At 48.4% G+C, this 24,292-nt stretch carries 33 protein-coding genes; 4 read left to right on the top strand and 29 right to left on the bottom strand.

Going from position 1 to position 24,292, the window contains the following annotated elements; all coding sequences use genetic code 11:
- Nucleotides 1-10 precede the first annotated feature (10 nt).
- Nucleotides 11-625, bottom strand: coding sequence for a Holliday junction resolvase RecU (gene recU / locus KNP87_RS02700; RefSeq protein ID WP_214721028.1), 615 nt, complete (start codon nucleotides 623-625; stop codon nucleotides 11-13).
- A gap of 74 nt (nucleotides 626-699) precedes the next feature.
- On the opposite strand from recU, the gene KNP87_RS02695 reads away from it, so the two are divergent.
- From KNP87_RS02695 to KNP87_RS02685, 4 genes are all read left to right on the top strand, one after another.
- Nucleotides 700-993, top strand: a complete 294-nt coding sequence (locus KNP87_RS02695) for a DUF1798 family protein (RefSeq protein WP_214720744.1) — start codon at nucleotides 700-702, stop codon at nucleotides 991-993.
- A 112-nt stretch (nucleotides 994-1,105) separates the two neighbouring features.
- Complete coding sequence (locus tag KNP87_RS17320; protein ID WP_285801200.1) at nucleotides 1,106-1,231, top strand: hypothetical protein; 126 nt, start codon at nucleotides 1,106-1,108, stop codon at nucleotides 1,229-1,231.
- 231 nt (nucleotides 1,232-1,462) lie between these two features.
- Nucleotides 1,463-1,669 carry a hypothetical protein gene (locus KNP87_RS02690; protein WP_214720743.1) on the top strand — a complete coding sequence of 69 codons (207 nt, stop codon included), beginning with the start codon at nucleotides 1,463-1,465 and terminating at the stop codon, nucleotides 1,667-1,669.
- A 213-nt stretch (nucleotides 1,670-1,882) separates the two neighbouring features.
- A complete protein-coding gene (locus KNP87_RS02685; protein WP_214720742.1) occupies nucleotides 1,883-2,668 on the top strand; it encodes a hypothetical protein in 786 nt (261 codons plus the stop codon).
- A gap of 29 nt (nucleotides 2,669-2,697) precedes the next feature.
- Here the strand turns inward: KNP87_RS02685 and KNP87_RS02680 are convergent, their stop codons facing one another.
- The 28 genes from KNP87_RS02680 to KNP87_RS02545 form a co-directional block, all read right to left on the bottom strand.
- Nucleotides 2,698-2,955, bottom strand: coding sequence for a holin (locus KNP87_RS02680; protein ID WP_214720741.1), 258 nt, complete (start codon nucleotides 2,953-2,955; stop codon nucleotides 2,698-2,700).
- Nucleotides 2,952-3,695 (bottom strand): N-acetylmuramoyl-L-alanine amidase, encoded by a 744-nt coding sequence (locus KNP87_RS02675; protein ID WP_214720740.1) that lies wholly within the window; start codon nucleotides 3,693-3,695, stop codon nucleotides 2,952-2,954. The genes KNP87_RS02680 and KNP87_RS02675 overlap by 4 nt, the downstream gene beginning before the upstream one ends.
- Before the next feature lie 17 nt (nucleotides 3,696-3,712).
- Complete coding sequence (locus KNP87_RS02670) at nucleotides 3,713-4,153, bottom strand: hypothetical protein (protein ID WP_214720739.1); 441 nt, start codon at nucleotides 4,151-4,153, stop codon at nucleotides 3,713-3,715.
- A 137-nt stretch (nucleotides 4,154-4,290) separates the two neighbouring features.
- Nucleotides 4,291-5,346 carry an SUMF1/EgtB/PvdO family nonheme iron enzyme gene (locus KNP87_RS02665; RefSeq protein ID WP_214720738.1) on the bottom strand — a complete coding sequence of 352 codons (1,056 nt, stop codon included), beginning with the start codon at nucleotides 5,344-5,346 and terminating at the stop codon, nucleotides 4,291-4,293.
- Nucleotides 5,346-5,732 (bottom strand): AAA family ATPase, encoded by a 387-nt coding sequence (locus tag KNP87_RS02660; RefSeq protein WP_214720737.1) that lies wholly within the window; start codon nucleotides 5,730-5,732, stop codon nucleotides 5,346-5,348. Before KNP87_RS02660 ends, KNP87_RS02665 begins: the two co-directional genes overlap by 1 nt.
- Nucleotides 5,733-5,750: 18 nt before the next feature.
- Complete coding sequence (locus KNP87_RS02655) at nucleotides 5,751-6,251, bottom strand: signal transduction protein (RefSeq protein ID WP_214720736.1); 501 nt, start codon at nucleotides 6,249-6,251, stop codon at nucleotides 5,751-5,753.
- 3 nt (nucleotides 6,252-6,254) lie between these two features.
- Nucleotides 6,255-6,557 carry a hemolysin gene (locus KNP87_RS02650; protein ID WP_214720735.1) on the bottom strand — a complete coding sequence of 101 codons (303 nt, stop codon included), beginning with the start codon at nucleotides 6,555-6,557 and terminating at the stop codon, nucleotides 6,255-6,257.
- Nucleotides 6,554-7,537: a phage tail protein I gene (locus KNP87_RS02645; RefSeq protein ID WP_214720734.1), complete on the bottom strand. Its 984-nt coding sequence runs from the start codon at nucleotides 7,535-7,537 to the stop codon at nucleotides 6,554-6,556. Before KNP87_RS02645 ends, KNP87_RS02650 begins: the two co-directional genes overlap by 4 nt.
- Nucleotides 7,530-8,642 (bottom strand): baseplate assembly protein, encoded by a 1,113-nt coding sequence (locus KNP87_RS02640; protein WP_214720733.1) that lies wholly within the window; start codon nucleotides 8,640-8,642, stop codon nucleotides 7,530-7,532. The genes KNP87_RS02645 and KNP87_RS02640 overlap by 8 nt, the downstream gene beginning before the upstream one ends.
- Nucleotides 8,626-8,949 carry a GPW/gp25 family protein gene (locus KNP87_RS02635; RefSeq protein WP_214720732.1) on the bottom strand — a complete coding sequence of 108 codons (324 nt, stop codon included), beginning with the start codon at nucleotides 8,947-8,949 and terminating at the stop codon, nucleotides 8,626-8,628. Before KNP87_RS02635 ends, KNP87_RS02640 begins: the two co-directional genes overlap by 17 nt.
- 17 nt (nucleotides 8,950-8,966) lie before the next feature.
- Complete coding sequence (locus KNP87_RS02630) at nucleotides 8,967-9,629, bottom strand: phage tail protein (protein WP_214720731.1); 663 nt, start codon at nucleotides 9,627-9,629, stop codon at nucleotides 8,967-8,969.
- Between the two features lie 19 nt (nucleotides 9,630-9,648).
- Entirely contained in the window at nucleotides 9,649-10,053 is a 405-nt protein-coding gene (locus KNP87_RS02625; RefSeq protein WP_214720730.1) for a phage baseplate assembly protein V, read from the bottom strand.
- Entirely contained in the window at nucleotides 10,053-11,075 is a 1,023-nt protein-coding gene (locus tag KNP87_RS02620) for a phage late control D family protein (protein WP_214720729.1), read from the bottom strand. The genes KNP87_RS02625 and KNP87_RS02620 overlap by 1 nt, the downstream gene beginning before the upstream one ends.
- Entirely contained in the window at nucleotides 11,072-11,329 is a 258-nt protein-coding gene (locus tag KNP87_RS02615; protein ID WP_214720728.1) for a tail protein X, read from the bottom strand. Before KNP87_RS02615 ends, KNP87_RS02620 begins: the two co-directional genes overlap by 4 nt.
- A 12-nt stretch (nucleotides 11,330-11,341) precedes the next feature.
- A complete protein-coding gene (locus tag KNP87_RS02610) occupies nucleotides 11,342-15,385 on the bottom strand; it encodes a transglycosylase SLT domain-containing protein (protein WP_214720727.1) in 4,044 nt (1,347 codons plus the stop codon).
- Nucleotides 15,386-15,556: 171 nt separating this feature from the next.
- A complete protein-coding gene (locus KNP87_RS02605) occupies nucleotides 15,557-15,901 on the bottom strand; it encodes a hypothetical protein (protein WP_214720726.1) in 345 nt (114 codons plus the stop codon).
- Nucleotides 15,902-15,933: 32 nt separating this feature from the next.
- Nucleotides 15,934-16,452, bottom strand: coding sequence for a phage major tail tube protein (locus tag KNP87_RS02600; protein ID WP_214720725.1), 519 nt, complete (start codon nucleotides 16,450-16,452; stop codon nucleotides 15,934-15,936).
- On the bottom strand, nucleotides 16,452-17,903 hold the full coding sequence (locus KNP87_RS02595; RefSeq protein ID WP_214720724.1) for a phage tail sheath family protein: 1,452 nt from the start codon (nucleotides 17,901-17,903) through the stop codon (nucleotides 16,452-16,454). Before KNP87_RS02595 ends, KNP87_RS02600 begins: the two co-directional genes overlap by 1 nt.
- Nucleotides 17,903-18,232 carry a hypothetical protein gene (locus tag KNP87_RS02590; RefSeq protein WP_214720723.1) on the bottom strand — a complete coding sequence of 110 codons (330 nt, stop codon included), beginning with the start codon at nucleotides 18,230-18,232 and terminating at the stop codon, nucleotides 17,903-17,905. Before KNP87_RS02590 ends, KNP87_RS02595 begins: the two co-directional genes overlap by 1 nt.
- Entirely contained in the window at nucleotides 18,229-18,711 is a 483-nt protein-coding gene (locus KNP87_RS02585; protein ID WP_214720722.1) for a hypothetical protein, read from the bottom strand. The genes KNP87_RS02590 and KNP87_RS02585 overlap by 4 nt, the downstream gene beginning before the upstream one ends.
- Nucleotides 18,708-19,274, bottom strand: coding sequence for a phage tail protein (locus tag KNP87_RS02580; RefSeq protein ID WP_214720721.1), 567 nt, complete (start codon nucleotides 19,272-19,274; stop codon nucleotides 18,708-18,710). Before KNP87_RS02580 ends, KNP87_RS02585 begins: the two co-directional genes overlap by 4 nt.
- Nucleotides 19,271-19,591, bottom strand: coding sequence for a hypothetical protein (locus KNP87_RS02575; RefSeq protein WP_214720720.1), 321 nt, complete (start codon nucleotides 19,589-19,591; stop codon nucleotides 19,271-19,273). Before KNP87_RS02575 ends, KNP87_RS02580 begins: the two co-directional genes overlap by 4 nt.
- A gap of 9 nt (nucleotides 19,592-19,600) precedes the next feature.
- Entirely contained in the window at nucleotides 19,601-19,975 is a 375-nt protein-coding gene (locus KNP87_RS02570) for a hypothetical protein (protein WP_214720719.1), read from the bottom strand.
- A gap of 2 nt (nucleotides 19,976-19,977) precedes the next feature.
- Nucleotides 19,978-21,012: a major capsid protein gene (locus KNP87_RS02565; RefSeq protein WP_214720718.1), complete on the bottom strand. Its 1,035-nt coding sequence runs from the start codon at nucleotides 21,010-21,012 to the stop codon at nucleotides 19,978-19,980.
- A gap of 15 nt (nucleotides 21,013-21,027) precedes the next feature.
- Nucleotides 21,028-21,402 (bottom strand): head decoration protein, encoded by a 375-nt coding sequence (locus KNP87_RS02560; RefSeq protein ID WP_214720717.1) that lies wholly within the window; start codon nucleotides 21,400-21,402, stop codon nucleotides 21,028-21,030.
- Complete coding sequence (locus tag KNP87_RS02555) at nucleotides 21,399-22,481, bottom strand: head maturation protease, ClpP-related (protein ID WP_214720716.1); 1,083 nt, start codon at nucleotides 22,479-22,481, stop codon at nucleotides 21,399-21,401. The genes KNP87_RS02560 and KNP87_RS02555 overlap by 4 nt, the downstream gene beginning before the upstream one ends.
- On the bottom strand, nucleotides 22,471-24,048 hold the full coding sequence (locus KNP87_RS02550; protein ID WP_353049347.1) for a phage portal protein: 1,578 nt from the start codon (nucleotides 24,046-24,048) through the stop codon (nucleotides 22,471-22,473). The genes KNP87_RS02555 and KNP87_RS02550 overlap by 11 nt, the downstream gene beginning before the upstream one ends.
- A gap of 16 nt (nucleotides 24,049-24,064) precedes the next feature.
- The gene (locus KNP87_RS02545; RefSeq protein ID WP_214720715.1) at nucleotides 24,065-24,292 is read right to left on the bottom strand and encodes a DUF6148 family protein; all 228 of its coding nucleotides are present in this window, start codon (nucleotides 24,290-24,292) and stop codon (nucleotides 24,065-24,067) included.

The following is a 24,292-nucleotide window of genomic DNA, read 5'->3' as shown; positions in this document are numbered from 1 at the left end:
GTAAAGTTTCTCAAGTGAAATATAACTCGTCCACTGCTGGTAAATAATCAATCGCAGGAAACGCACCTGTCTCTAATTTGATTCCGTGGTGTTCGATGTCTGCCAACGGAATCGATTTTCTTCCGGTTTCCAATTGCTCCCACCAGGGGAACAAATGCTCGACAGACAACACATATTGCACATTATACATACTGAATCGAATGATGACAAAACAAATTCCTCCATGTGCCACACATTGACGCATATGTTCAATTTGGTGCGGATGAAAGTTCTTCAGGGGAAAAGACGTTTTATGATTGGTTTCCTTCGCTTCAAAATCGATATATTTTCCACGGTATACACCGTTGTAGTCGGTAGTTGACGGTTGCTTGAAATAGGCTTCCTTGACGACGGCAGCAGACCGTTTCGGATAATCGACTTGAACGATTTGAAGGGGGGTCGGTTTCTTGTGAATGATTGCCCGATTATGGGTCAGATAAAACATATTGCTTTCATTAATAAGTTTCTCGAGCTTCATTCCTCGGTTCGAGAATGTCGAGCCTGTCGAACGCGCACTTTGGATGGCAATACCCTGCGGTTCAACCGGTTTTTGAAATTTTTTACCATTCGGGTAATTCAAAAGGATTCCCCTCCTAACGCGTTTATTGTACCATGATATGTGATTGTATCGTATCGGCCGAGAGGAGTAGTTAAAAACAAATGACAATAGAACCGTTACTTCAAGATATCGAACGTATTTATCAAGCAGGTCGCAATGGTCACGAATACGACTTTCAAAAAGACGTCATTCCATTCGTTGAACAAGCAGACGTCCTTATTGAAGCTTGGCAAAAAAATGCACAAAACAGTCCATATTTACGTCCGGCGATGGTCGAAAGTGCTGTCGATCAACTGAAACAACTTTCCGTTCAAGCGTTTCAACCGAAAACCAGCCTAAAACGATTTAATGAGACCATCAAATCGGTTCGTTATATCGACCAGCTGATGCAATAATCCGATGAATTCTGTTTCTGAGCAGGAAATTTTGTTACACTTGTCGTAAACACTAGTTAGGGTAGCAGACAGCTTGGACTGTTCCTGCCGAACCGTGCGAGGAGGAGTAGGCTTGGCCACATCAAAATCAAATTCGCGCCACGAATCAAAATTGATTCCTCGGGCGTCGAATCCAACGGCAAAAAAGTACGTCATGTTCGTCGACGAGACGGTGATTCGTCAGTCTCCTACTATATAATAGGAAGATACGTGATGCCTTTGATTTTTGATGGTGTTGTCCTATCGTTTTCTGATATATCTTTAGTGTGAAATTGAGTGTGTAATCGAGGAAATTCATCATAGTGTGAAATGAGGTGTGCAATTTTAAATTGCACACCTCATTGTGTTTCTAAGTGAATTATACGTGGTAAATACTCATAAATTAGTGAATGTGCAGCTACTCGTCGTGGGAACGGGAGGTTAGCAAGCGATGAAAATATTATTACTGGGAGATAATCAATTAGCAATCACTGGGGACATGTTCGAGATTAGGCGGGTGATGGAACAATTAACGACCGGAAATCAAGTTGAATTATTGTTGCGTACGGAATGCATGACCAAAATAAATGTCGTATTGTCCCGTTCACAACAAGCATCCACTTCAGTAAATGAACAAGTTGTGCTTAGTTTCGATTAACCACCTATACAACGGGAAAGGGAAAGATCCCCTTTCGCGTTCGCCCCGGCTCAACTTTGACCGTTTGACCGTGCTCCGCTAGATCCTCCCCGCATCCCTTATGGGAAGTCTAAATTATAACATTTAAATCCCTTATTTACCCATTTAAAAACAATTGTAATTTTTCCTTCTTTTTATTATTCTCTTATTGTTAAAGGAATGGGAGGAAATTCAATGTCGACAGGGGTATGGATTGATTCAGCTGCCGCTATCGCGGCAGCTGTTGCAGCATTCTATGCAGGTAGATCCGCAAAAATTAGTTCAAAACAACTTTCAGAACAAAACCTTCAAAACAGAAAACTTAATCGTCCACGACTAGTTCCATACAATGTTCAACTTAAAACAAAAGTCCCATTCATTCATTCTGATTGGCAGACCCAGCCAGATGATAATCTAAAGTTATTTGTTAGTCCGAGTATGAGTAGATTCTCTATTCCCCTTTTGAATGTAAGTTCTTATTTAGCTATCAATGTAAGCTATTCTTTTAAATTAGAAGGGGGTGTTGATTCAGTTCAGCCATATTCAAATAGTGATAATAATATTGCTATTTCTTTTCCAGATAGTAGCATCCGCCAGATTCAACCAGACTCTTTTTCCTTCAAACTAACATCAATGAATGATCTTGCTTTTTTGAGACAAAATATAAACGTCATTGTAGATTCTTGTACAAATTACCTTTCAATTGTAGAGCCCAATCAAACTGAGAAAGTTTTTTTACCTCACTATTTTATTATTTTAAATAACATTTTTTTTGATGATCAAGAAAAGTTTCCTAGACCTACACTTATTCTTTCTTTGAAATATAGGGATCAGTATAATAATAAAATCGAAGATTTGTATAGAGTACGTGTAAGTAAAAAGCAACTTCAAATAATACGTTCTTCTATGGATTACGACTATATAGAATCTTGGATAGAATTCGAATTCATCAAAACCTCTTATGTAATAACAAATGAATAAACTCCCATCAAAAAGATGGGAGTTATACATTATTGGGTCATGCCTTCACGTTTACTAGTCAGTTCATATAAACCTGAGGCAGATAAACCAGCAAGTCCTCCAGCCCACAAACGTAAATACAAATCAATTTCACTAATTGGAGCAGCCAAAAAACCAATGATCAATCCAATTATAATCCCGATTAATGGGATAAAGTTTTTCTTAAAATTAAACGCTTGTTTGAATACTTCTATCAGACCGGTCGTTATTGGCGCTATGATTGTGGCTAGAATCATAATTTCCATCATGCTCGCTCTACCTCGATTTTCTTCTTATCGCCTTTGAGTGCTTTTTCAATTTGATCTAATACGTTCGCATCCGAACGATACGCTCCAACTTGCTTCCCCTCTACTTTGACGCGATATAAATCATCAGTCGTTGACTTCGATGGAGTCGGTTTAGGCTTTGCTGGCGATGATTCTGGCTTTGCGGAAGACGGTTTGATTGGTTTACCCATTGCCACAGATGCAATCGCATAACAAATCGCGTCAAAGTTCTTTTTATACTTCTCCATATCAGATTTATTGTCGATAAAACATACTTCTACGAGATACGCATAAGGATCCGTTTCTTGCACCCAGCCAACCCATGAGCCATCCTTATGCCCACGATTCGTAAATTCGCCAGCTTTTGCAATCGCTGCAGAATACTTTGCTGCTTCTTCTTTGAGTGAAGAAAATGACAAACACTCAGTCCCTTCTGCCTTACCATTAAATGCATTGAAATGGATAGATAAAGCGAGCGTATTCCCATCACCGTGTTTATTTCCGAATGCATCTACTTCTCGAACCGCTTCGAGCCAAACACCGGTTGCTGTCGTTGCTGTATCTCCATCACAACGTGAGACTACTCCCCCATTCGCTTTGATAATAGATGCAACTTTATCCGCTACTTTTCTTGCTTCGACATGTTCTTGTCCATACTTACTTCCTGCCCCGACCACTTTAGCCGAATGGCCTGCTGTAATTGCATATGCTTTGTATGTCATGATCATATCCTCCTATTTCATAAAAATTTTACTAATGCACCTGCGATAGATCCAACAATTGTAACGGCGATTGCTACAACTTTAATGACTTCGACTCGAACTTCTTTTTTGTTTGTACTTTCTAATCGGTTCGTAGCGGCTGTTTCAACTGATTGTTGCTTGTTGATATCTAATACTTTATCGAGCGTGTCTTTTACAATGCCCATCATGCCCTCTTGATGTCCATTCGCTTTAGCTTGTTCAGTTTTATAGACATCGAAAGAACGTGAGAACTGGTCTACCTTTTCATCTGTTCGTGTTGCTTGCTGCGTCATGACTTTCAACGCATCTTGGACGGTATTAATGATGTTCCATTGATTCTTGTCACTTTCTTTCAAGATATCGACTTCTTCTTTCACCTTGTCCAAATCCTGTTGGATTGTCTCGATGACTTCCAATTGTTTTGCACCCTCTCCCATTTTATGAACCCTCCCTTGCGACTGTGATTTGCAGTATCTTTATTTGATTTATCACCTTTTATGTTTTCGTAAATCGAATATTAACTCATTAGAAAAGGCGCCTCGCAAGGCGCCCATTCATGATATTATTTGTATTTTTAACCAACGAATGCAGAACGGAAACCGACATTCGAATCCGTGTGCACGCGTGGAGTAAGGAGAGTCAGAGAGAAAACGCCGGCATTGGAAATGCTATTCCAATAGCGACCACGGAAAGCGATTCGCGTGCCGTAGTTCCGTACTTCGATCGCGTCGAGTCCATGAGACCCCGCTGTCGGGGCAATCGCAAGATACTTCAGCAATTCTGGTACAGTATACCCACTTTTCGCCGCCATTGATTCGAAGGTTTGTGAGTTATACGAATAGTTGTTGTCCACATCACCAAGTGTCGTCATCGGGTTCGTCCGGTCGCCTGCGAATTGCATCGAACCCGGTGCTTTCGTTCCAGTCGTATCTGCCGTACCCGCAAGCGTATTGTCGATAAAGACGCCTGTGTCGACCCATGCTGCTAGACTGTTCGGGTCCGTCCCAAAATCATTGTCCTTATGCATCCATATTTTTCCGTTCACGAGTCGAAGTCCATCGACATACTCGTGAACATTTCCGTTCAAGTCATAGATGCCAGCCGTCGTTCCATCATGCGCCCACGATACCGGTCCTGTACCCGTTAAAATTTTATCTGGTGTCCCAGGGTTCACGAGTCGACCTGTTTCATGCGTCGCTGCATGATCTTTCCCATAACTGTTGTTCCCTCGTGGCATCGATCCGTTTTTCTTGCACCAGAGTGCGATGGCTGCCCATTCAGCGTTCGTCATCAAGTGCCAACCTGCACCTTTCGCTTTACATGAAGCAGATGCGGCATCGATGTTCATGCTCGTCGTCGGATTCATACCCGGAAGACTGTACGCCCGTCCATCATGGATGACATTCTGATACTTCGAAATCCAAATGCCGTCCTTGACGATACCATTGACGATGAACGCTGGGTGCGGGGATGCTGGTGCTCCGTCGATGACGTCCGCTAAATTGAAGCGAGGGATGAACACCATGACAGACGGATTTCCTTTGTCGTCATACATGACGGTGTTTCGGCCACCGGACGCGGCTTCTACTGCTTGACGATACGTATCTTTTACTGAGAGTACGAATGGCATTATTCTGTAACCTCCATGACTTCATTTTGGGTTTCCGATTCTTCGACTTCTTGCTCTGCTTGTTTTCGTTCAAGATAGACTTGTGGAAGTGGCCACAAATTCAAGACGACCTTCTTCATGTCGAGTGGGAGGTCGACGACTTCGCCCCCTTCGTCAGTCTCGACGTATTCTTGTTGACGAGCCGGTACGATAATAGTCGCCACATACCAAGCGCCCAGTCCTTCACGCATCGTCTCTAAACTGTTATCGAGACAAACATCAATCGTCCGGTCGATTTCCCCTTGACGTGCTGCCAAATCAATCTCGACTTGATCCTCGAAACGCAGGACACCGTTCCGAAGCGAAAAGGCAACCGTCTCACCCGCTGCCACTTTTTGAATAATCATGTTTTTTCCTCCAATCAATTATGAGATTTGTGGGTTGAGCAAGGTCCAGGTAAAGGAGATGGTCTTCGACGTACTGGTCGACATGACCTTGAACCCATTCTGTGTCTTTTCGATAACGCTCAACGTCCCAGCATCTGCGGGGTCATTCGGCGTCACGAGGACTTCATAATCCGGTGCGTTGGCTTGTGGGAAGCCGGTCAGCGCGACCATGACGAATGGGTCGGCCGAGCGATAATAGCCGTTGTCCGTCGTTGCATTCGTGATCGTCGCTTTCCCTTGTAAAAACTTCTGCTTTTTCAGCTTTTGCAATTCGAATTCGTTCGACGTGGCGACTTGCATCGCGAGCATCGCAAGGAGACCGATGTCATAATGACCAATCAACACACCCGCTTCTAAGTTGTTCATGTTTTCTTCATCAATCGGAGTCCCTTGTACAAGGACGGAACCATTCTGGTCATCCAGTACCCGGTCTTCCCATTCGGTTGGTTCGTAAAGACGACTGCGGTGAATTTGCGACATGGTTTATGTCACCTCCAATTTGAATTTAAACTCGAATAATCGTCCCTTGAGGGCTTCGTGCTGCACGTTCGGGTTAATCTGTGCGTAAACTTGCCCGGACGCGTTGTACAGCCGGACACGCGATACCAATCCAATCGGTGATCGCGTCGTCAAGTAGACATGTTTGATCACCGTATCGCCGGAGACGATAGACCGGCGAACTTTTGCTGTATAGGTCGTCGCGCCGATCGTATAGTCTGCCGATACACAGTTGGCATCAATCGTCTTGGCCAGATCGCTGACTGCGATCGGTTGAAGGATACTCATCCGTTTTCTCCTTTCGATGTAAACGTGACGCCTGAGAATGGCAATTTGGATGTGCCGCCTTGATAGGTACTTTGTGTACGGTTCAACGTATCTTCCTGCACACCCTCATTGCTTGCCTGATAGGACGTCTTCGGTGGACTCGCCGTCCCTGCTTGCTGGACGGACTGCCATTCTAATTCTTCTTTGGTCGCCGTTCCGGTGAATCCGTTTAGGAGTTCGTTCGCGACCTGAGGAACGGATGCCGTCCCCATGATGCTTTCTTCCACGACAAATAACGTCGTGTCGTTTTTCCGACCGACGTTGATTTGGTTTTCTTTTTCACCGGAGAAGATGCTCCCGCTGATTCGAATCGCACCGGTCCCGTTTTTGTATGAGCTGATGGCACGTGATAAAACGAGGGTCGACCGCCCGGGCATCTGAATCCCAGACCGGACCGCGATGACCGGATGAATATGAATCTTGCTGTTTTTATAGATGACACGGTAATAAATGCCCTCGCCACGCTTGAACCAAATGGCTTCGAGACGGGAACTGAATCGCTTATTGGCGTTGACTGCACGGAAGACAACTGGCAGGTCTTTCTCGCTTCGTAACGGTCCGTCAATCTCAATCTTGAAGAAGTAGGGTTCTCCGTCATAATCGAACCATTCGACGACCTGGGCACGATCCAAGAGAATCGATACCACTTCTTCGATGGCAGCGACCGTCCCCTTCCGGCGATGGATTCGCCATGAATTCCGAATCAGTTGACGTTTTTGATCCGGCGACAGCGTTTCGTCGTAATAATCGACGTGGTTTTCTTTGGCGACGATGTCCAACAATCGTTCGGCCAGTGGCATCCGTGGATCCAGGATGGACGTCTCTTCGAATACTTGCTGCAGCATCAGTGTGATAGCTTCTGCCAATGCCCGGTTTTCCTCGTTGTTTTTGATCGATGCCGGCAGGATGTCATTGAGTGAAAAGGCTTGTAGGTCAATCACTGACAAACCCTCCAAACGTGACGTTGATGGTGCGTTCGAACGCCACTTGATGTTTCCCTAATGAGATGAACTGGTTCGGTTCGACGATGACCCGTTTCGCGCCTGCCTGTTGAATGCGTGAATAGAGTTCACCGGGGTCGACGCCTCGGCCCATCTTGGAACGTTGCCAGAGATGATAATCACGAATCGCATCCGTCACCTGTTGTTGGTAGTACGATTGCAACGCACGTGCGCTTTCCGGTAAATAGTAGGACACCGTCAAATCGTATAGAACGCGTTCGGCAGCGGCTACCGTGACGAAGTCCGTCAATGGCCGAATCGATTTATCATTACACGTCTCACTGACCTTCTGTAAGACTTCCGGCGACGGCAGTGCTCCTTGTTCCATCAAGACGTACAAGACGACACGCCCGGGTGACGGTGTGACGGGTGCGACATCGATGATGCCTTGGTGAGCGGACTTCGCATGATAGACATAGGCGAGTTCCGGTCCCGCCGTCGAGAAACCTTCTGGTGACAACCAGATGCGTTCCGCATACGGGTCGTCTTCTTCCCGGTCGGTCCCACCAAAACTTTCGGTCATGTTGGAGACGGCAGCGACATGCGGGATCGGTTCGATCAGTTGATTGATTTGCCCGGGCAGATAGCCGTTACCGATGACGCCACTTTCGACGCAACGTCCGATGATGTCAATCTGTCCAATGTTCGCCGGGACGAATGTATCTGCTTTGGTCTCGAACCGTGTTTCACCTGCACCAATCAAGAAGCCTTGAAAAATCGTGAACGGCGTCGTATTCGTCACTTCGAACCGGAATGTGGCTTCTGCTGGTTGCGCTTCGAGACGCGGTACTTCACGTTCAGAACCGATGTGATCCAAGTAATCGCCCTGGGCATACGTCAGACGGGTCTGCTTGCCGGTGAAATCGATGTTATTCGCTAGCATTGACGCGACAAACGCGACCGATTGCAATAACTTTCGCCGCGGGTCCGCTTCGTTCAGTGTCGTTCCAATCAGTCCTTCGAACGTCGAGACACCTAAATTTTCTAATTCCTCGACGTCACTCGAGATGTATTCGATTTCCGGCAGGTTAAATCTCGCTGTCATTTGTAATCACCACCTTTACCGTCGCGGATAACTTACCTTCTAATGGCTGGTCTTCAATCAGAACGTCGACCACATCCACTTCAGGAATCGACCGTTCAATTTTTTCGATAATCTGTGCCGATAGTGATGCCCTTGCATACGACGTCGGATCGTCGATTGGTGGATCTAATCCGAATTCGCGGTGTAATGGACAAGAATCGACGAGCGTGGATAAAAGAAACGCGATACTTTGCAACGTGGCGAAGACGCCCGTCGCGCCATAATCGATGGCTCCATCCACGGATGACGATACGCTGTATGTGTCCATGCCTTCCCTCCTTCGAATCAAGATTTTTTAAAGTTGGTATACGTCGAGACGGCAGAAACATACTGACCGTTCCCAAGGTAATACCATTTGATGCCGCTGCCTGATACGATCTTGTACACCTTGAAAGAATATCCTTTCCGCAGGACGCGGACGATTCGCGCATTCAAGTTCGGACTGACCCGACAGTTCAACATTCCGACCTTCACCGTCGCGGTACCTGTCGTCGATTTCGTAGACGGTTTTTTCGCAGGTGGTTTCTTTTTCGGTTTGTTCCGAATCGGTTTGTTCTTCGGGTATTCTTTCAAGGTCAACGTCGCTTCAATCGTATGGGACACGCCTCTGTTGTCGATATTCCGATGCGTCTCCTGGATGTCTTCTAAATAGAAATAGCCGCTCGTGACTGGCTTGCTACCGATGATCAACGAGGAATACTTGCCGGCATCCCGGAAAGCACGTAACGTCTTCATCGTCGATTCCGGATTGACACCATGCGTCCCTTTCAGCAGCACCTTAAAACTGACACTTTCTTGTCCTGCCCCCACAAATTCAGGGAGCGGCTTTTGAAGATTGATGTCATGTACGGCCCACCTTGCACTACTGGACCGTGACAGGTCGTCGAAGGTCAACGCTTTCTTGGAAGAGACCTCGAACACGACACCGGCAAAACTTCCAATCCGCATCCGGATTCCCCCTTTTTACTCATTTCGTGACGAAGGCGTCTGCCTTGATCGTCCCATTGACGACCAGTTCTCCATCCGGATGCAGGTTGATCGTCATCTTCTTCGTTTTCTCATCATATTCGACGTATGAACCATCCTTGAACTGAAGATGACGTTTCGTCTTCACGTCCGTCGGCGGTAAATCTTCATCGTTATAGGCACTTCCGAGCACGTACCCTCGCTTGGATGTCCCTTCTAAAAAGGCGCATAAGACGAGCTCACCGATGTCCGGGTACCAGATGTCTTTATCTTTCTGAACCCCTCGGACGAGCATCGACAGTTCACGCGACACGATATCGTCAGACCCTTTGTCTTCGAATTTGACGCGGACCGTCGCACGATCCGGATAGATGGCCGTGACATAGCCGTGATCCAACAGACGCATCAATATCCCTCCAAACATTTGCGTAATTCGAGTGATGTATCCGTTCCCTTGCTGACGCTCGCGGACATCGATGTGACGAGGTATCGTCCATCGAAGGATCCGAATTCTTTTAGTGTCACCACTTGGCCGGCGAACACATTCAAAAATCCTGCCAATACGACAGAAAAGGTCATGGCGTCCTTGTTGGCTTCGCGAAGTTTCTTCCGGGCGAGCGTCGCCGCTGCCGCTGAGGACTTCACTTCTTCGTTGATGTACAGAACGCGTGATGTCGCGGGTGCCTTGGACGGTGTGAAGACATATCGATACGTCTTCTTCTTTTTCGGATCCGTGTATTTGACGGAACAGGAGCGGTACATCGTCGTCAAGGCATCTTTGCCACTGTACGACTTCATCGCCTTATCCTTGCGTGAGATGGTCATGACGCTTGTTCCTTTTTCAAGACGTTCTTCGTCCAAGATGATGATTTTTTTATTTGCGACCTTCAAAGACAGACCGGCATCTCCGCATAGCTTCATCAGAAAGGCCAGATCAGTTTGTCCTTCTTGGTCAATCCGGTCATACGAAGGGTTTTCGTCCGCTGAAAAGTAGAGCGACATTCCGTTCACTTTAGCGATGGCACCCGCTACTGCTTTTAAGCTGCTTTTTTCCCACGCACGTGATTTGCCGGATTTGCGTAAGGAAGAACTTTCAGGGACAGACAGACCGCGGACATTCGATGTCATCGGTGGTCCACTGATTCCCAGCTCGTCAATCTCAAAGATACCAAGGAAGCGGGATTTCGCTTTCGGGTCATCCCATCCTGTCGAGACGAGCAGGGATGCCTTTAAGACCGAACCTTTTTTCGGACGCCATTGGTTGTTCCAGCGCCCTTCCCGATCGCTGAGTGTCAAGCTGAGACTATCGGACTCCCCCGAGAGGTTATCGCGAAACGATAACGTCTCGATGAAGTCTTCAATCTCGGTCGTGACGTTCACGTTGTCATAGATGACATCGGGGCGAATTCTTCTACCGACGCCACTCATCCGTATGCACCTACCCCGAGCGGAAGTTCTGTCATTTCTGAGTCGCCATCCCCTTCAAGCCATTCCGGTTCGTCGGTGTAAATCATTTCTTGCGGCGGTTCCGGAATTTGCAACGACATACCCGCGGAAAAAATGAGGGTCAGACGATGCCGCGGATTACTCGCTACAATCTCCGGGAACAAATATTCACTTCCAAGTTCGCGTAGGGCGATTCGATCAAAGGTATCGCCCGACTGCGTGATATAAGTTTTCATCCCTGCACCTCCTTATGCAAACCGTGTCCGGTTCCGATCTGATTCATGTTGCCGTAACCAACGCATGAATTTTGCTTCTAAATCTGCTTCCTTCTCTTCATCGATCCGTCTGAGCATCTCTTCATCGACATTGCCTTTAATGTGATAGACAGGCGAATAGACGAATTGAGCAGTCGAACTGGTTGATGCCTGCGAGGATTGATTCGAATCTGTCGTGAACAAGTTCCGGAGCGGATTGACCGTCCGTTCTTGCGTCATACCGAGTCGTGACCCAATCGTCGTCAGCAGGTGTGCTGCTCGTCCGCGTTTGCTTGGGGACAATGGGATGATGGCTTCTGGGCCATCTTCCCCGACGAGCCCCATGTGAGGGCGATTGATGATGCCGCCGTTTTTATATGGCAAGTAGGCACCTCCACCTATCATGCTCCGGATACCCGGATGGTTCATGATGCCACCGTACCGACCGTCCATATAGCGGATTGCAGCCAGTGCGGAGTCGAGCGGATTTCTCCGGTTGTTGTGTCCCGGGTACTTCCAGCGTTGGAACGTCGAGTTGATGACTTGGAAGAGTCCGACAGACGGGTCACCACGCTGTGCGTTGATATCCCAGTCATTGATTGCATTTGGATTAAATCCGGATTCCTTTTGTGCAATCGTCATCATCGGTCCTAGTAAGCTAAGTGGTTTATTCGTCATCATCAAGGCTTGCGAGATGGCTTTCTTCGCCATTTCGGCACCTTGTCCGTTGAACTTCGCACCGAGACTAGATCCGGACATGTCCGGTAACTTCCCTTTGAGGTACGTCGTCGCATGCTTTTTGATCATCGAGAAGGCACCGCTTGTGATGGAACGTAAATTCTTCGGTAAGTCCGGTAGCCCGACACCGAAGACTTCTAACGCTTTTGATAGCAACTTCGATGGATTCGAAACGTAATCGTAGACATCAAACGCAATGTCCTTCGCTTTTCCAGCCTTGTCCATTGCGTAATCTTTTGCCGTCGTCGCTTTTTCTTTGACGTAACTGCCCGCTGTTTTCAGCGCATCCGTCACTGTACCGTTTTTATAGGCCGGTATGTTGTACCGTTCCATCAACATCCGCGTATCTCGGGCATTGATGACTTGCGTCCCTTTCGGTAAGTTCATCAGCGTATCTCGCGCTGGACTCATCCCGACGAAGCCGCTCGGCGTACGGTACAGTTCCGGACCTGCATTTGTGCCTCGTCCGTCACCGAGGATGGCTGGACCACCAGGGTGTCCTTTCGTTCCTCTGGCGTACTGAGGAACCGGCCATTGTTCGAGCGTGATATCCACGCCGACTTTTCCAAGTGCCCAGTTCAGACCTTTGATGACGCCATTGACTACTTTTCCGATTCCTTTTAGCAATTTGTTGCCGAGTGACGTGATGCCAGATTGTGCTTTACTCGCCATGTTACGGATTCCTTCACCCATTTTCCCTGGTAAGGCACGTGCTCCGGAGACGATGTCATCAAAAATCTTTTTGACACCACTCCACATCGATTTAGCGATCGCGACCGCTGAATCTTTTGCGTTGCGGAAGCCGCTCGCAATCTTTGAACCCATATTTGTCACGAAATTTTGCGCCGTCGTGACACCTGAAGAAAAGGCGGATTTAATAGCGGACCATAGATTTGATATGATCGTCGTCGCGTTTGATTTCAGATTTCCGAAGATTCGAAGTGCTTTTGAAACAAGCGCCGAAGCGTAGTTGTACGCTGTGTTCGCACCAGACAAGAAGTAGGACTTCACTGAATTCCAAAGCTGCATGATTGTGTTGGTAGTATTCGTCTTCAAGTTCCCGAAAATTTGGAGCGCCTTCGCTACGAGATTCGCAGCATAGTTGTATGCTGTATTCGCCCCCGACAAGAAGTAAGACTTTACTGAATTCCAAAGTTGCATGATTGTATTGACCGCATTCGATTTCAAGTTTCTGAAAATCTGAAGTGCCTTCATGACAAGGTTCGCGGCATAGCTGTATGCCATGTTCGCACCAGACAAGAAGTTCGCTTTCACTGAATTCCAAAGTTGGAGTACAGTACTGACGATGGTCGAACGGGCACTTTGGAAGCGTGTGATCGTTTTGACAAACAAACTCAGCACGAAATTATACGCGCCAGTTACACCAGCAGAAAAGAGTGATTTGATGCCTGACCACATGCTGGAAATATGCGAAACTGCCGTCGTTTTCAAACGGATCAGTCCCTGCCCGATTTTCGTGCCCCATCCACCGATCAACAGATACGCATCATCGACGCCGCGGGTAAACGATGCTTTGATCGAGACCCACAACGCCTTGATACTGTTGACCATGCCAAGACCAAACGTCTTGACACCGCCGATGATTCGACCGAGGAACATCAAGTTGACGTAATTCCAGACGAATTGGATGGCTCCGAAAAAGAGCTGCTTGACACCTTGCCACATTTTTGAAAAATCACCGGTGAATAACCCGGCAAAAATCCGGACAATCCCCATGATCATGTTCATCGCACCTTGTATGACGCCTTGTACGTTTTTCCAAATCGACATCAAAATCGGAACAATCACGGGTGCTAAAAATTGGATGATTTTTGAAATTCCGGCAAACACATTCTTAACCGCTTGGACAATTTGCGCACCGTCCGTTGCCCAAAATGAAATGATTTGCCGGGCGATACTCATGATGAACGTCCCGATTTGAACAAAAATCGGCTTTAAAACCGTTAAAATGGTCCGAACGACGCCGATGACTCCGCCAATGACCGCACCGACCGCTTTGAAGATGTTCGATGCGGCAGAGACAATCATCGGACCGTTATTCTGCCAAAAGGTATACAGGGTCATAAAGGCTTGGGTTGCGACCGTCGCAATCCCCCGAAATGCAATCATCGCTTGCTGACCAAGTGCCCGGAACGTCGGGGCGATATTTTGCAGGACGGTCGTCACGCGGGACCGCAGCGAGTCAAACTGTTCGGTTGATCCCGTGACCATCTCTTGGATGACTTGGGCAAAACTCTTGATGGCAATCCCGGCATTCAACGCTTTACTGATCAATCCGGTGAGGGCATCGAGTCCAACCAAGACGGCAGGCCCTAACGGTGCGACCTGTTTGATCACACCACCCAAAATACCGCCTAGATTCCCAAGTAGATTCAGGAACGTCGGCGTGTTTTGTTTCGCGTATTCGATGAACGTCTTGAACCCATCTGATTTCGATAGACTGGCTGCCCATTGCGAAAAGCCTCTCGCCGCTCCGACCATCCCACTTTCAACGGATGCCGTGAGCGGTGCGAAGGCTTGCAGGAGACTGAACAGCCCTTGCGTCGTATGACCAATCGTCTTCATCAAGGCAACGAGCGAACCCGCTGCACTTTCCGAAATCCAGTTGAAAATATTTTTCATGTCCTTGGACCCGAGATTGGTTTGCATATCCTTCAGCAATCCATTGACTGCTCCGCTCACGTTGCGAATCGTCGGCTTGAGCAATTCCAATCCTTTTTTCGCAATCGAAAGCGAGGTAGCAAATCCTTTGAAGATCGGTTCTTCCAAACTGACGACGAACCCTTTCCAATACTTCTTAAAACTTTGTAGATTTTTAAGTGCCCCGACTTGTGCCTTACTCATGTCCGCATAGACGGCTGCCAGTTCTTGCTGAGCTTTCTTGCGCGCTTCTGCCGTATCGGCACTCGCAATCTTATCTTCTGCTTTTTTCACTTCGTCCGCTGCATCAAATACCTTTTGCAACGCGGCGGTCGCGACGACACCATAAGCCGCTGCTCCCACACCTGCTGCCGCAAAAGAAGCACCAACGGCACCGACTCCCGCGATGACGGGTGCTGTGATGGCAGTAACGCCACCTAATGCATTCGTGATCGCAGAAACGGCACTGACCGCTTTCAACGTCGTGACTGACATCTTTGCCATCTTGTCACGCGCGTCTTCGGTTTTTTCCTCCAAGCGTGAGATTTGACGATGCGCAGAGCTGAAAGCAGCGCGCATGGAGGAATTGACCTGCCCTGCTAAGTGGAATGCAATTTCGTATACCCGTGGACTAGCCATCCTTGCTCACCTCTTTCATGTCTGTCACAAAGTCACTCAGCTCGAACAAACGTAATTTTAAAAAGTACTCGACGCTCGTATGCGAGGCAGACGAAAGGCGGATGCATACTTTACGTACGATCCGCCCGGTCACCTTGATATAGTGTCGATAGTTCTGTGTTTCGACGACGCCTAAGCGTTCAAAAAAGTGATCACCGTATTCTTGACGATGATCGCTTCTTTTGCCGGCAGTTTGTCGAAAAACTGTGTCGGCTGTTTCAATACGTTCGCTGCAATGGCGAAGGCATACCCCATCGAAAGTTCCGGGATCGGTGACATGTTGCCACCTGCAGAGTAGACGCGGTCCGCTTCGAGCAGATCTTCACCTGTTAACTCATCAATTCCTGACAAGTCAATGTGCGTGAAGGTCGTTCCTTCGAAGACATACGGTTTTTTGAAGATGATGACGCCTTCCTTTTTCTCGATTGGCTCCTGTGTTGCTTCGACTGGTGTTTCTAACGCAGTAGTGTCTTTCATCGCAAATCATTCTCCTCTGTCAGATAAGTTTTTTAGATAAGTTTTTTCATGCCGCCCAGCTGATCTTCTCCATTGAGCTTGTAGATGAAGTTGATCTTGTCGAGCTCGAGCAAAACCTTGCCGTTGAGTTCAACCTTCATGTAGATGACTTCGAGGACACTTGTCGTCTCCGTTTGGACGTTGACACCGATTTTGCCGGGGTTCAATCCCTTCGGTTGCCCTTTGAGCGTGATTTTCAGACCGCGGTAGGATACGACACCGGATGCCAGGTCGTAACTCTGTTGTGCTGCACGCAGGACGATGGACCGGTTCTTATTCCGCTGTAAATCAAACGACTTATCGAGCAAAGCACGGAATTGGATTTCGACGGACATCGGACCGAAGTGCCCGGGAGACACGCTGTCGTATTCCCCCAGGATGCCGGCACCGGATACGGTTTCCGTAAGTGGTTCGAGGTTCGGTAACGTGACTTCTCCCGTGACCGCGACCAGTTTGTTCGTATCGTCATAGACGTTGTAATTGACAATTTTTTCAGGGATTGGATTACTCATTATTGCCCTCCTCCAAATAATGCGTTAGTCAAAATCGTTGGATCGAACTCTAAGATGTTCGTAATTTGTTCCGCTGGCGGGAACGCCGCGAACCGTTGGATGAAGACGATCTTGCCGTTCAGGATGTTCGTGACCGGGTTCAGTTCTTCCCGGAATTCCATGACCGCTCCGGCAATCTGACCCCGCGCGACATATCCGTTCGCTCGAACGTTTTCGCTGTCGACGATGGATTCGATGAGACGGTAGTTCGTCGGGTCATCGACCTTTTGGAAGTACGTCAGGATGAACGTGTTGCCCCACCAGTTGAACATACGACGGATGGCGATGAAGCGGTCTTTCGGATCGGTCGTGTTCGGGTACGCTGCCGTATTGTTCCCCCATGTCTTCCATCCGTTCCAGTTCAATGCTGTGACGACACCATTTCCGTTCAAGTGGTTTGCTTCCAGCTGATCGAGGTAGACTTCGACCCCATCTTTTCGAACCGCTGCCGTGATCGGGAATCGTTCGTTGGATGGGGACTCGAACGGTACCGAGTCGTTTCGTGCATCGACCGATGCGATTGTCGCCGCGTAAACGCTTGAGAAATGCAGTTTCCGGTCGCCGATCTTGACCATTGGCCAACAAGCGATCGTGTATTCGCTCGTATAACCGTTCGTCTCTTTCCACGCTGCTACATCTTCATAGGACTTGACCGTATCGCTGTTCAGGTCACAGACTGCCATCGCCTTGAATGTCCCGTTGATACTCTTCGCTTTTGCGTCGAGAATGATACCGACCTCCGGAATGTGACTCCAACCCGGTGCCAAGATCAATCCAGGTAACACGTTGAACATCGGGTAGACGGAGCGAATCAATTCCGCACCCTTATATTTCTTCGTAATGGCATCATATCCACCGATGATGTCGGTTTTCGTGACGAGTGACGGATCCAATTTGTCGAATGACAACGTCAAGGACGCATTTGCCGGGACGACCGTGCTGAGAAGCGTTAAGGCAGGTTTCCCATCCTTATTGAAGGCGATGATGTAATCGACGTTCTTGACGAGTGTCGTCGTGTTTTGCTTGACGACGACTGAGTTCAGCAATACGCCATCGACATTGACGACGCCTTTTCCTGAAATCAACGTCAATGGATGCGTCGGAACATTGACTTTGTGAACCGCTGGGTCCAACACGTTGATGAACACGACCGGCGCGACAGATGCGACTTGGAACGATGCATAGATGGCTTCACATAATGTGAACGCACTGAAGTTGTCGCTGTAGCCTAACTTGTCGACCGCTGCATTGCGTGTATACGCCAAGATCGGTTTGTTGACGGCTGCCGTCGGATCAGCTGTCAAATGGACAGGTGCGGTACCGATGACGACTTGGATGCTGGAATCTGCCGTAATCGGCGGTGTGACGGACGTCGGGTTTTCCAGTAGGTTAATTCCGTGTTCGTAAGGCATTATTGTTCACTCCCTGCGTAGTCTGAAATGGTTTGAGATAAGATGGCTTCTTTCGAACCCATTTCCTTTGCGGATTGTTCGGCCGCTGCCAATTGATCGACCGGGATCAACAGACCGCGAATTGCCGGACATTTTTCGATATGCTCGTCCACGTAAGCCGGTAGCCCGTTCTGGAAGACGGAATACTTCTGTAACGTCTTCAGGCTCGGTCCGACATAGATCAACGTGATGGCTTGTTGTTGCTGTACTTCTTGCGCTTCTTGAACACCTGTCGACTCTGCATCAGCTGTACGATTAAGGTCGACTTGCTTGTCTCTTCTTGTACTCATAGTAAAGATTCCACATCCGTTCTTGTGTGATTTGGTGTTGCAAAGTCTAGTTCGAGAACTCCGATGAAGTAAGGATCTGTATCCTCTTCGTTGATCCGCCATTTCAGTGGCAGTTCCAATTCGTACTTCCCATCAATGACTGGTTTCTTGATTAAGTCCTCTTCGATGTCGTTCATGACGCGTACCAAATCGGTGTATCCGATGTTGGTCGAGATGCCCGATGCTTCGTACACATCATAGGTGCCGACGATCAAACCGATTTTTGACATCGGTTGAACATCATCCGTCTGCCCGCTCCCCTCAATCATCTTGACGATGATGAACGGGAAAGGTGAATCTTCTTCGCTCATCTTTTCGGGTAGGCGTTGTTTATGAATGGAGATCGTTGCATCCGTCCCGTTCGGCGTCGGAAAACGTTTATCAGCGAACAGGTCTTTCAATCGGGATTCCAGCGTCGTTTGTAAACCAATCGGAATCATTCTTGTAACCCCCTGCTCAAGATGCGGTCGATTTCATGATCCAACCGGCGATAAAAGGTATTGCGCCCTTCCACGTTGATCTGTCTGCGGTTGACATCGTTGTCGAGCATCTGTGGCACCGACGGACCGAACAACCGGTCAATCGGAAGTCGGCGGTCCGTTTGCCGTTTGAAGACTTTGATACCATGCACGTCGGCGACGAAAGCACCTTTCAGTTTCTTAGCGCCCGTTTTCTTGACGGCTGCCTTGATCGGTGTTTTCCGATTAGGTGATACCTTTCTCGGTGACACCTTGAACCGGTCGAGTGGAATCAGATTGCCGCGACTGACGACGATGGCATCGATGTTGGCGCGTGTCGCACGTGTTTTCGAAATCGTCTTCTTGATGTCCGTCGCTTTGATGTGATAACTCTTCCGCGTTTCCTTGCTGATGTTCGTCGCGACATTCGTCATGGCACGGTTTAAAGCAGAAGCGACGACTTGCGGGGCTTTCTTCTCGAATGCGCCCAGTCGTCGTTTGACATCATCCGTGATGGATTCGTTGACATTGATCGTCGGTCTCATGACATCATCCCTTCGAGCACAATCGTGTAGACGCCGGCTGACTCTTTCAGTTCGATGATGGAATAGCTGACGTTCTGGATGCGCAACCGCTGTCCACGGAACGGACGTTTGGTGAACAGGACGCTAGGTGCATAGAAAAGGAGCTCACCACGTGTAAGCCCCTCACCATCTGCTTTGAAATTGTATTTTTCTAACGCATATTCATCAAACACGACCGGGAGGGTATCGACACCGATGATGACCTCGTCTGCGAATTCTTCCGCATTGAAGAAGGTACCGAATAAATCCGCTGTGATCTGTTCCTTGAACATACTCATGACGAGACCTTACTCGTCTTCAAGCATCGCAAGGAAAGCATCCGCTTTTCCTTCTTCGATGATCTTCTTGATGGCTGCTTCTTTCGATGGCACTTTTTCAAGATCAATACCGTGGAGAAGTGCGTCAGTCTTCAGTTCTTTTAGTGTCCAATTCGCGTCCAATTCTTTGGCTAGCGCTTCTTCATCCACTGGTGGGACGGGCGGTTTACCCAAATCACCCGCACCATCCTCTACTTCTGCTTCACTTGGAAGACCGACGACAAAAGCAAGACCTCCTGAAACGAGGACTTCCGTCTCTTCTTTCGAAAAACCGTTGACCACTGCATTGACGGCGTATCGTTTCCCTTGAAAACGGACACCTGTCGTAAATTTAAGTGTCGTCATGGTTACACCACCTTCGCCGAGAACCACGCGTCGATGTCAGTCGGCTTTGGAATCGGACGACTCGATAGACGCATCATGACCGCTTCTGCATTCTCATCTGCCCACATTTTCGGGACACGTGAACCTTCATACGTTTTGAACGTTTTATCTTCTAATTGTGTGACCGCGCCATATACAAATGTCCCAAGGTTCGGCGAACCCATCAGGACGTGATCTTGTGGAACGAATGGTTTCATGACACCCAGTTCATCTTTGTACCACGCGTCATACGTGTACAAGTCGAGTCCAAACTCAGCGAGGCGACCGATGAACGTCGTGCCGTCTGCTTGAACACTCGGTTTCAATTCGCCGAAGTTCATGTTTCGGATGTCGAGCAGCTTCCGCATATTTTCGTCGTTGCGTAGTTTTTGCATCGCTGTACGACCCAGCACCATCATCGTCGGCGCAACACCTGTTTTCTGAATAAGGTCAAGACGCCATTCTTCGATTTGCGAATAGATATCGCCGCCCGCTCCCCATTGTTCCGCACCCACGAGTTCTTCCTTATTCGTGAACGAGTAATCGAGCATCTGCTCGACGAAACGTTTGTCATCGGAATCCGTGTATCCTTTTAGGATCGCTTTTCCATAGAACAGAATCTGTGCTGCCATCCACTCTTCGCGACGACTGATCATCTCATCGAATTCTTGCATATCTTTTGCGACGATCTCTGACTGGCGTTGAGCTGGCGTTTTCGTACTGATGACGTTCTCGCCGTATCCACGTGACGAGATGTCATCAATCGTCACCGGGCGTTGTGGCGCGATGCGTGGCGCCTTGTATTTGTCCGTCCGGAAACCTTCTCGTTCGATCGTGACACCCCCGACGCGAGGCGCGACGAACGGTGCCATCTTCTGTGTTCCTTTTTTAACATCAAGCAATACTTCTTCCGTGACGAATGTTTCGACGCCCGGGAAAAACGTATCTTTCAAGAATGAGCGCACTGGCGGCATTTGTTCCGCTGCCTTAAGCAACGTTAACGTTTTGTACAACGGCATGTTGATTCCTCCTAATTAAAGTTTATCTTTGAGATAAATTCCGACTTCTCGTAAACGTAGTTCATGGTCTTCGACGATGTCACCTGCACCGACGAACATCGCCTTGCGGTTGAAGCTCCCGGATGAATACGCGACTTCGACGAGTGTTCCTGTCGTGTTCGTATCGACGTCATTTGCTAAAACACAATCGGCTTTGTTCGATCCGTCCACCGCATCCTTATCGACCGGTACCGCTTTTCCTGTCGCCGTGACGATGCCGAGCACCGTCCCGCGCAACAACACCCCTTGGTTCAATTTCAGTTCGACACCCTTAGTTGATAACGGATGTGTCGTGTCATAAATCAACTCATCCGAATTGGATTGATCCACCGTTTCGATTAACTGTTTCATGCTCGTTTCCCTCCTCCGAATGCTGCGACGAGATCATTGACCTGTTCGTCGTCTTTCGATGCGTGTTGATTCGAGGCGTCGCCACCTGGAACTGCATTGACGTTTGATGCATCACGCTGCACGTTTTCTAAAAAGCTATCTTTGGCTTGTTGTGCATTAAGCGAGGCACTGTTCAAAATCTTCATCGCTGTGTCTCCTGCTGTGGCATTGGACACGAACTTCGCATCGTGGACAATCTCGTTGAAGGCTTCCGCCGAGATGTCCTGTGGTTTCTTCAAACTGTCGATCGCTTCAATTCGTTTAATTTCTGCAGTCGCCCCTTCCGTTCGGCCAAGCGCTACGACTTGTTCGAATAGTGCAGGATGCGTGTTTTTTAATTCTTCTAACTCCATGTCTTTATTTCCCTCCTTCTGATTCGACGGTGTCGTCGATGGTGCTTGAGATGGTGCTTGATTGGCGAGGCTTCCATCCGGTCGGAACCGGACATCATTTCGGATCTTATCGATGAACGCCTGAGGCAGTGTGATCGAGTCCACCGATGCGACGGCTTGAATCGGACTATCGAATAATACTTCGTCGACCAGACCATTTTTCAAGGCTTGCTCCGCTGTGAACCATGTTTCTTCGTCCATCAACGCCAGCAGTTCTTCATCCGTCTTTCCTGACTTCAATCGATACGCTGCAGTAATCGTTTTATTCGTGTTCTTCAGAAACTCTGCCGTATGTTGCATGTCACGGTAATCACCCGCTTGAATCGTCGAGGCATTGTGGATCATCATTTGGGCCGTCGGGGCAATCCGGACGTTCTTACCAGCCATCGCAATGACGGAGGCGGCACTGGCCGCTAAACCGACGATTGTGACGACGACATCCCCAGCATAATTTTTCAGCGCGTAGTAGATCTCTGATGCATCAAAGACGGATCCCCCCCCACTGTTGATTTCGACATCCAATGGTTCACCGTTTGCTTGCTCGATTAAATCCGCTACCCGCTTTGGACTGACTGCTTCCATTTCGAAGTAGTCATAAATCCATTGACTCGACGTCGGGATGATTGGACCTTTGATATTAATTTTCATCTTCTTCACCTCCTTTCTCGTCTTCTGTCGTCACCAGTTGCCCGCTGGCATCGGTGACGAGATTGCCTTCACGACGCAACCGTTCTTCCGCGACGCGTAACTCGTGATTGCGGAACCAATCCCCGCCACCTAAAGCGACAGTCTCCTGCGTCCGTGTCGTAAAACCATTGTTGACACGTTTCTCGGCAGCATTCACTTCTTTCAACGGATCGAGTTGTCCCTGTGAAGGACCATTCCATTCCGCTTGGGCATACGCTTTACGAATCAATGGATCCGTGAAGAAGCCAGGTGCGTCGATACGTCCCTTTGCCACTGCTTCGGCCAGAAATTCTTCGTAGATCGGCTGACAGAACGAATCCGCCATCCATTGCCGACGCATCTTGAACATCTTCCACGCTTCGAGTAACGCCCCGCGAGAGGCTGAATAGGACGACGTGAAGTTTTTCATCAAGACTTCATAGGGAATTTCGAGTGCAGCACCGATTTGTCGGCACATCGCCGTGACGAATCCGTCAAAGTTAGCATTCGGTCGCCCCGGACTTGCTTCTTGGACCTTTTCACCTTCCGCTAGGAAGTTCACAGTTCCGGTACCCAATTCGATTTGTGTCTCATCACTGCCGGCCAGCTCGTCTTCCGGTGCGATACTTCCGAAATCATCGGTTTCGCTATCGCCGTCCGTCGTGATGAAGACCGAATAGAAGGCATTGATGACGGCGGCCATCAATTCCGCGTCACTGTATCGGGCGAGTTGTTTCATCGTCTCGATGACAGGTGCTAAAACAGGGACACCGCGTCGTTGTTCCGGTCGTTCCAGTTCAATCAGATGCAGCACATTCGCACGCCCTGTCTTCTTGCCGAACTTCTCGATGCGTGTCCACTTGTTGACGGCACCTGCAATGGAGTTCGGGTGACGATCCGCAATATGATAAGCGACGACTTCACCGGTCGGGTTGATTTCGACCCCATTGACGACCTTCGTGTCAAACAAGGAGACGAATTGATTCGGATCACTGACCCGGTCCGCCTCGATCAATTGAATACGTAAGTCGTACGGCATGTTTTTCCGTGGAATCAAGGGCAGCAAGCAAAATGTATCGCCACTCATCATCCAGGATAGGAAGGCAAGTTGTTGCAGTTGATAAAAGTTACTCATGCGTTGTGAATCGCAATGAATCGAGTCTGCCCAAAGCGAAAACTCACGTTCGACCTTCGTTTCCCACTGGTCCGCCTGTTCCCGGGTCATCCCAAGTAATTCAGCGTCGATCTGTGCATTCAGCTTCAGTCCGGATCCGATGACGTTCGTCCGCAACGTTTTAAGGGCCCCTGTCGCTAACGGAGCTCCCATGTACAAATCCCGTGAACGTTCGCGTAAAGTGGGAATGTTACGTTCGATGTCTTCGAGCGCTGACCCGCTATTCGTCAACCATCCAATCATGCTGTTCTTTTTTCCGCTGGCACCATGGTTTCCGTATCCTTCATTCAGGACGGTCTGTTTCTTCCGTGCCAACGTTCGTTCCAGTCCAGCACGTGGATTGAAATAACTGATCACATTGTCAATTAGGTTCACCTAACATTCCCTCCTTTCATAAGTCACGTGGAATAATCCGTTTCGCACGTCTTCGTCTGACACCTTGCATCGAACCGACTCGCTTTTCCCAGTACGCAATCTGGCCTCGAATTTCTTTGAGGTTAGCTCGCGTCAGTGAACGAGATCCAATCGTGTAACTCTGTCCTGTCGAAACGGCTAATTCTGCCTTATACCAAGCATCCAGATGTAGTCTGGCTCGTTCCAGTGGCATCAATTCCTCCAC

The sequence above is a fragment of the Exiguobacterium sp. s192 genome (assembly GCF_018618795.1).
GTDB lineage: Bacteria > Bacillota > Bacilli > Exiguobacteriales > Exiguobacteriaceae > Exiguobacterium_A > Exiguobacterium_A undae.
Note: the sequence above shows the minus strand (reverse complement) of the source record. Positions and strands in the feature narration are given on the sequence as shown.

Excerpts from the sequence above, each read along its gene's own strand:
- KNP87_RS02695 (WP_214720744.1), top strand. The coding sequence starts at position 700 with ATGACAATAGAACCGTTACTTCAAGATATCGAACGTATTTATCAAGCA.
- KNP87_RS02690 (WP_214720743.1), top strand. The coding sequence starts at position 1,463 with ATGAAAATATTATTACTGGGAGATAATCAATTAGCAATCACTGGGGAC.
- KNP87_RS02685 (WP_214720742.1), top strand. The coding sequence starts at position 1,883 with ATGTCGACAGGGGTATGGATTGATTCAGCTGCCGCTATCGCGGCAGCT.
- KNP87_RS02680 (WP_214720741.1), bottom strand. The coding sequence starts at position 2,955 with ATGATGGAAATTATGATTCTAGCCACAATCATAGCGCCAATAACGACC.
- KNP87_RS02675 (WP_214720740.1), bottom strand. The coding sequence starts at position 3,695 with ATGACATACAAAGCATATGCAATTACAGCAGGCCATTCGGCTAAAGTG.
- KNP87_RS02670 (WP_214720739.1), bottom strand. The coding sequence starts at position 4,153 with ATGGGAGAGGGTGCAAAACAATTGGAAGTCATCGAGACAATCCAACAG.
- KNP87_RS02665 (WP_214720738.1), bottom strand. The coding sequence starts at position 5,346 with ATGCCATTCGTACTCTCAGTAAAAGATACGTATCGTCAAGCAGTAGAA.
- KNP87_RS02660 (WP_214720737.1), bottom strand. The coding sequence starts at position 5,732 with ATGATTATTCAAAAAGTGGCAGCGGGTGAGACGGTTGCCTTTTCGCTT.
- KNP87_RS02655 (WP_214720736.1), bottom strand. The coding sequence starts at position 6,251 with ATGTCGCAAATTCACCGCAGTCGTCTTTACGAACCAACCGAATGGGAA.
- KNP87_RS02650 (WP_214720735.1), bottom strand. The coding sequence starts at position 6,557 with ATGAGTATCCTTCAACCGATCGCAGTCAGCGATCTGGCCAAGACGATT.
- KNP87_RS02640 (WP_214720733.1), bottom strand. The coding sequence starts at position 8,642 with ATGACAGCGAGATTTAACCTGCCGGAAATCGAATACATCTCGAGTGAC.
- KNP87_RS02635 (WP_214720732.1), bottom strand. The coding sequence starts at position 8,949 with ATGGACACATACAGCGTATCGTCATCCGTGGATGGAGCCATCGATTAT.
- KNP87_RS02630 (WP_214720731.1), bottom strand. The coding sequence starts at position 9,629 with ATGCGGATTGGAAGTTTTGCCGGTGTCGTGTTCGAGGTCTCTTCCAAG.
- KNP87_RS02625 (WP_214720730.1), bottom strand. The coding sequence starts at position 10,053 with ATGCGTCTGTTGGATCACGGCTATGTCACGGCCATCTATCCGGATCGT.
- KNP87_RS02620 (WP_214720729.1), bottom strand. The coding sequence starts at position 11,075 with ATGAGTGGCGTCGGTAGAAGAATTCGCCCCGATGTCATCTATGACAAC.
- KNP87_RS02615 (WP_214720728.1), bottom strand. The coding sequence starts at position 11,329 with ATGAAAACTTATATCACGCAGTCGGGCGATACCTTTGATCGAATCGCC.
- KNP87_RS02610 (WP_214720727.1), bottom strand. The coding sequence starts at position 15,385 with ATGGCTAGTCCACGGGTATACGAAATTGCATTCCACTTAGCAGGGCAG.
- KNP87_RS02605 (WP_214720726.1), bottom strand. The coding sequence starts at position 15,901 with ATGAAAGACACTACTGCGTTAGAAACACCAGTCGAAGCAACACAGGAG.
- KNP87_RS02600 (WP_214720725.1), bottom strand. The coding sequence starts at position 16,452 with ATGAGTAATCCAATCCCTGAAAAAATTGTCAATTACAACGTCTATGAC.
- KNP87_RS02595 (WP_214720724.1), bottom strand. The coding sequence starts at position 17,903 with ATGCCTTACGAACACGGAATTAACCTACTGGAAAACCCGACGTCCGTC.
- KNP87_RS02590 (WP_214720723.1), bottom strand. The coding sequence starts at position 18,232 with ATGAGTACAAGAAGAGACAAGCAAGTCGACCTTAATCGTACAGCTGAT.
- KNP87_RS02585 (WP_214720722.1), bottom strand. The coding sequence starts at position 18,711 with ATGATTCCGATTGGTTTACAAACGACGCTGGAATCCCGATTGAAAGAC.
- KNP87_RS02580 (WP_214720721.1), bottom strand. The coding sequence starts at position 19,274 with ATGAGACCGACGATCAATGTCAACGAATCCATCACGGATGATGTCAAA.
- KNP87_RS02575 (WP_214720720.1), bottom strand. The coding sequence starts at position 19,591 with ATGAGTATGTTCAAGGAACAGATCACAGCGGATTTATTCGGTACCTTC.
- KNP87_RS02570 (WP_214720719.1), bottom strand. The coding sequence starts at position 19,975 with ATGACGACACTTAAATTTACGACAGGTGTCCGTTTTCAAGGGAAACGA.
- KNP87_RS02565 (WP_214720718.1), bottom strand. The coding sequence starts at position 21,012 with ATGCCGTTGTACAAAACGTTAACGTTGCTTAAGGCAGCGGAACAAATG.
- KNP87_RS02560 (WP_214720717.1), bottom strand. The coding sequence starts at position 21,402 with ATGAAACAGTTAATCGAAACGGTGGATCAATCCAATTCGGATGAGTTG.
- KNP87_RS02555 (WP_214720716.1), bottom strand. The coding sequence starts at position 22,481 with ATGAAAATTAATATCAAAGGTCCAATCATCCCGACGTCGAGTCAATGG.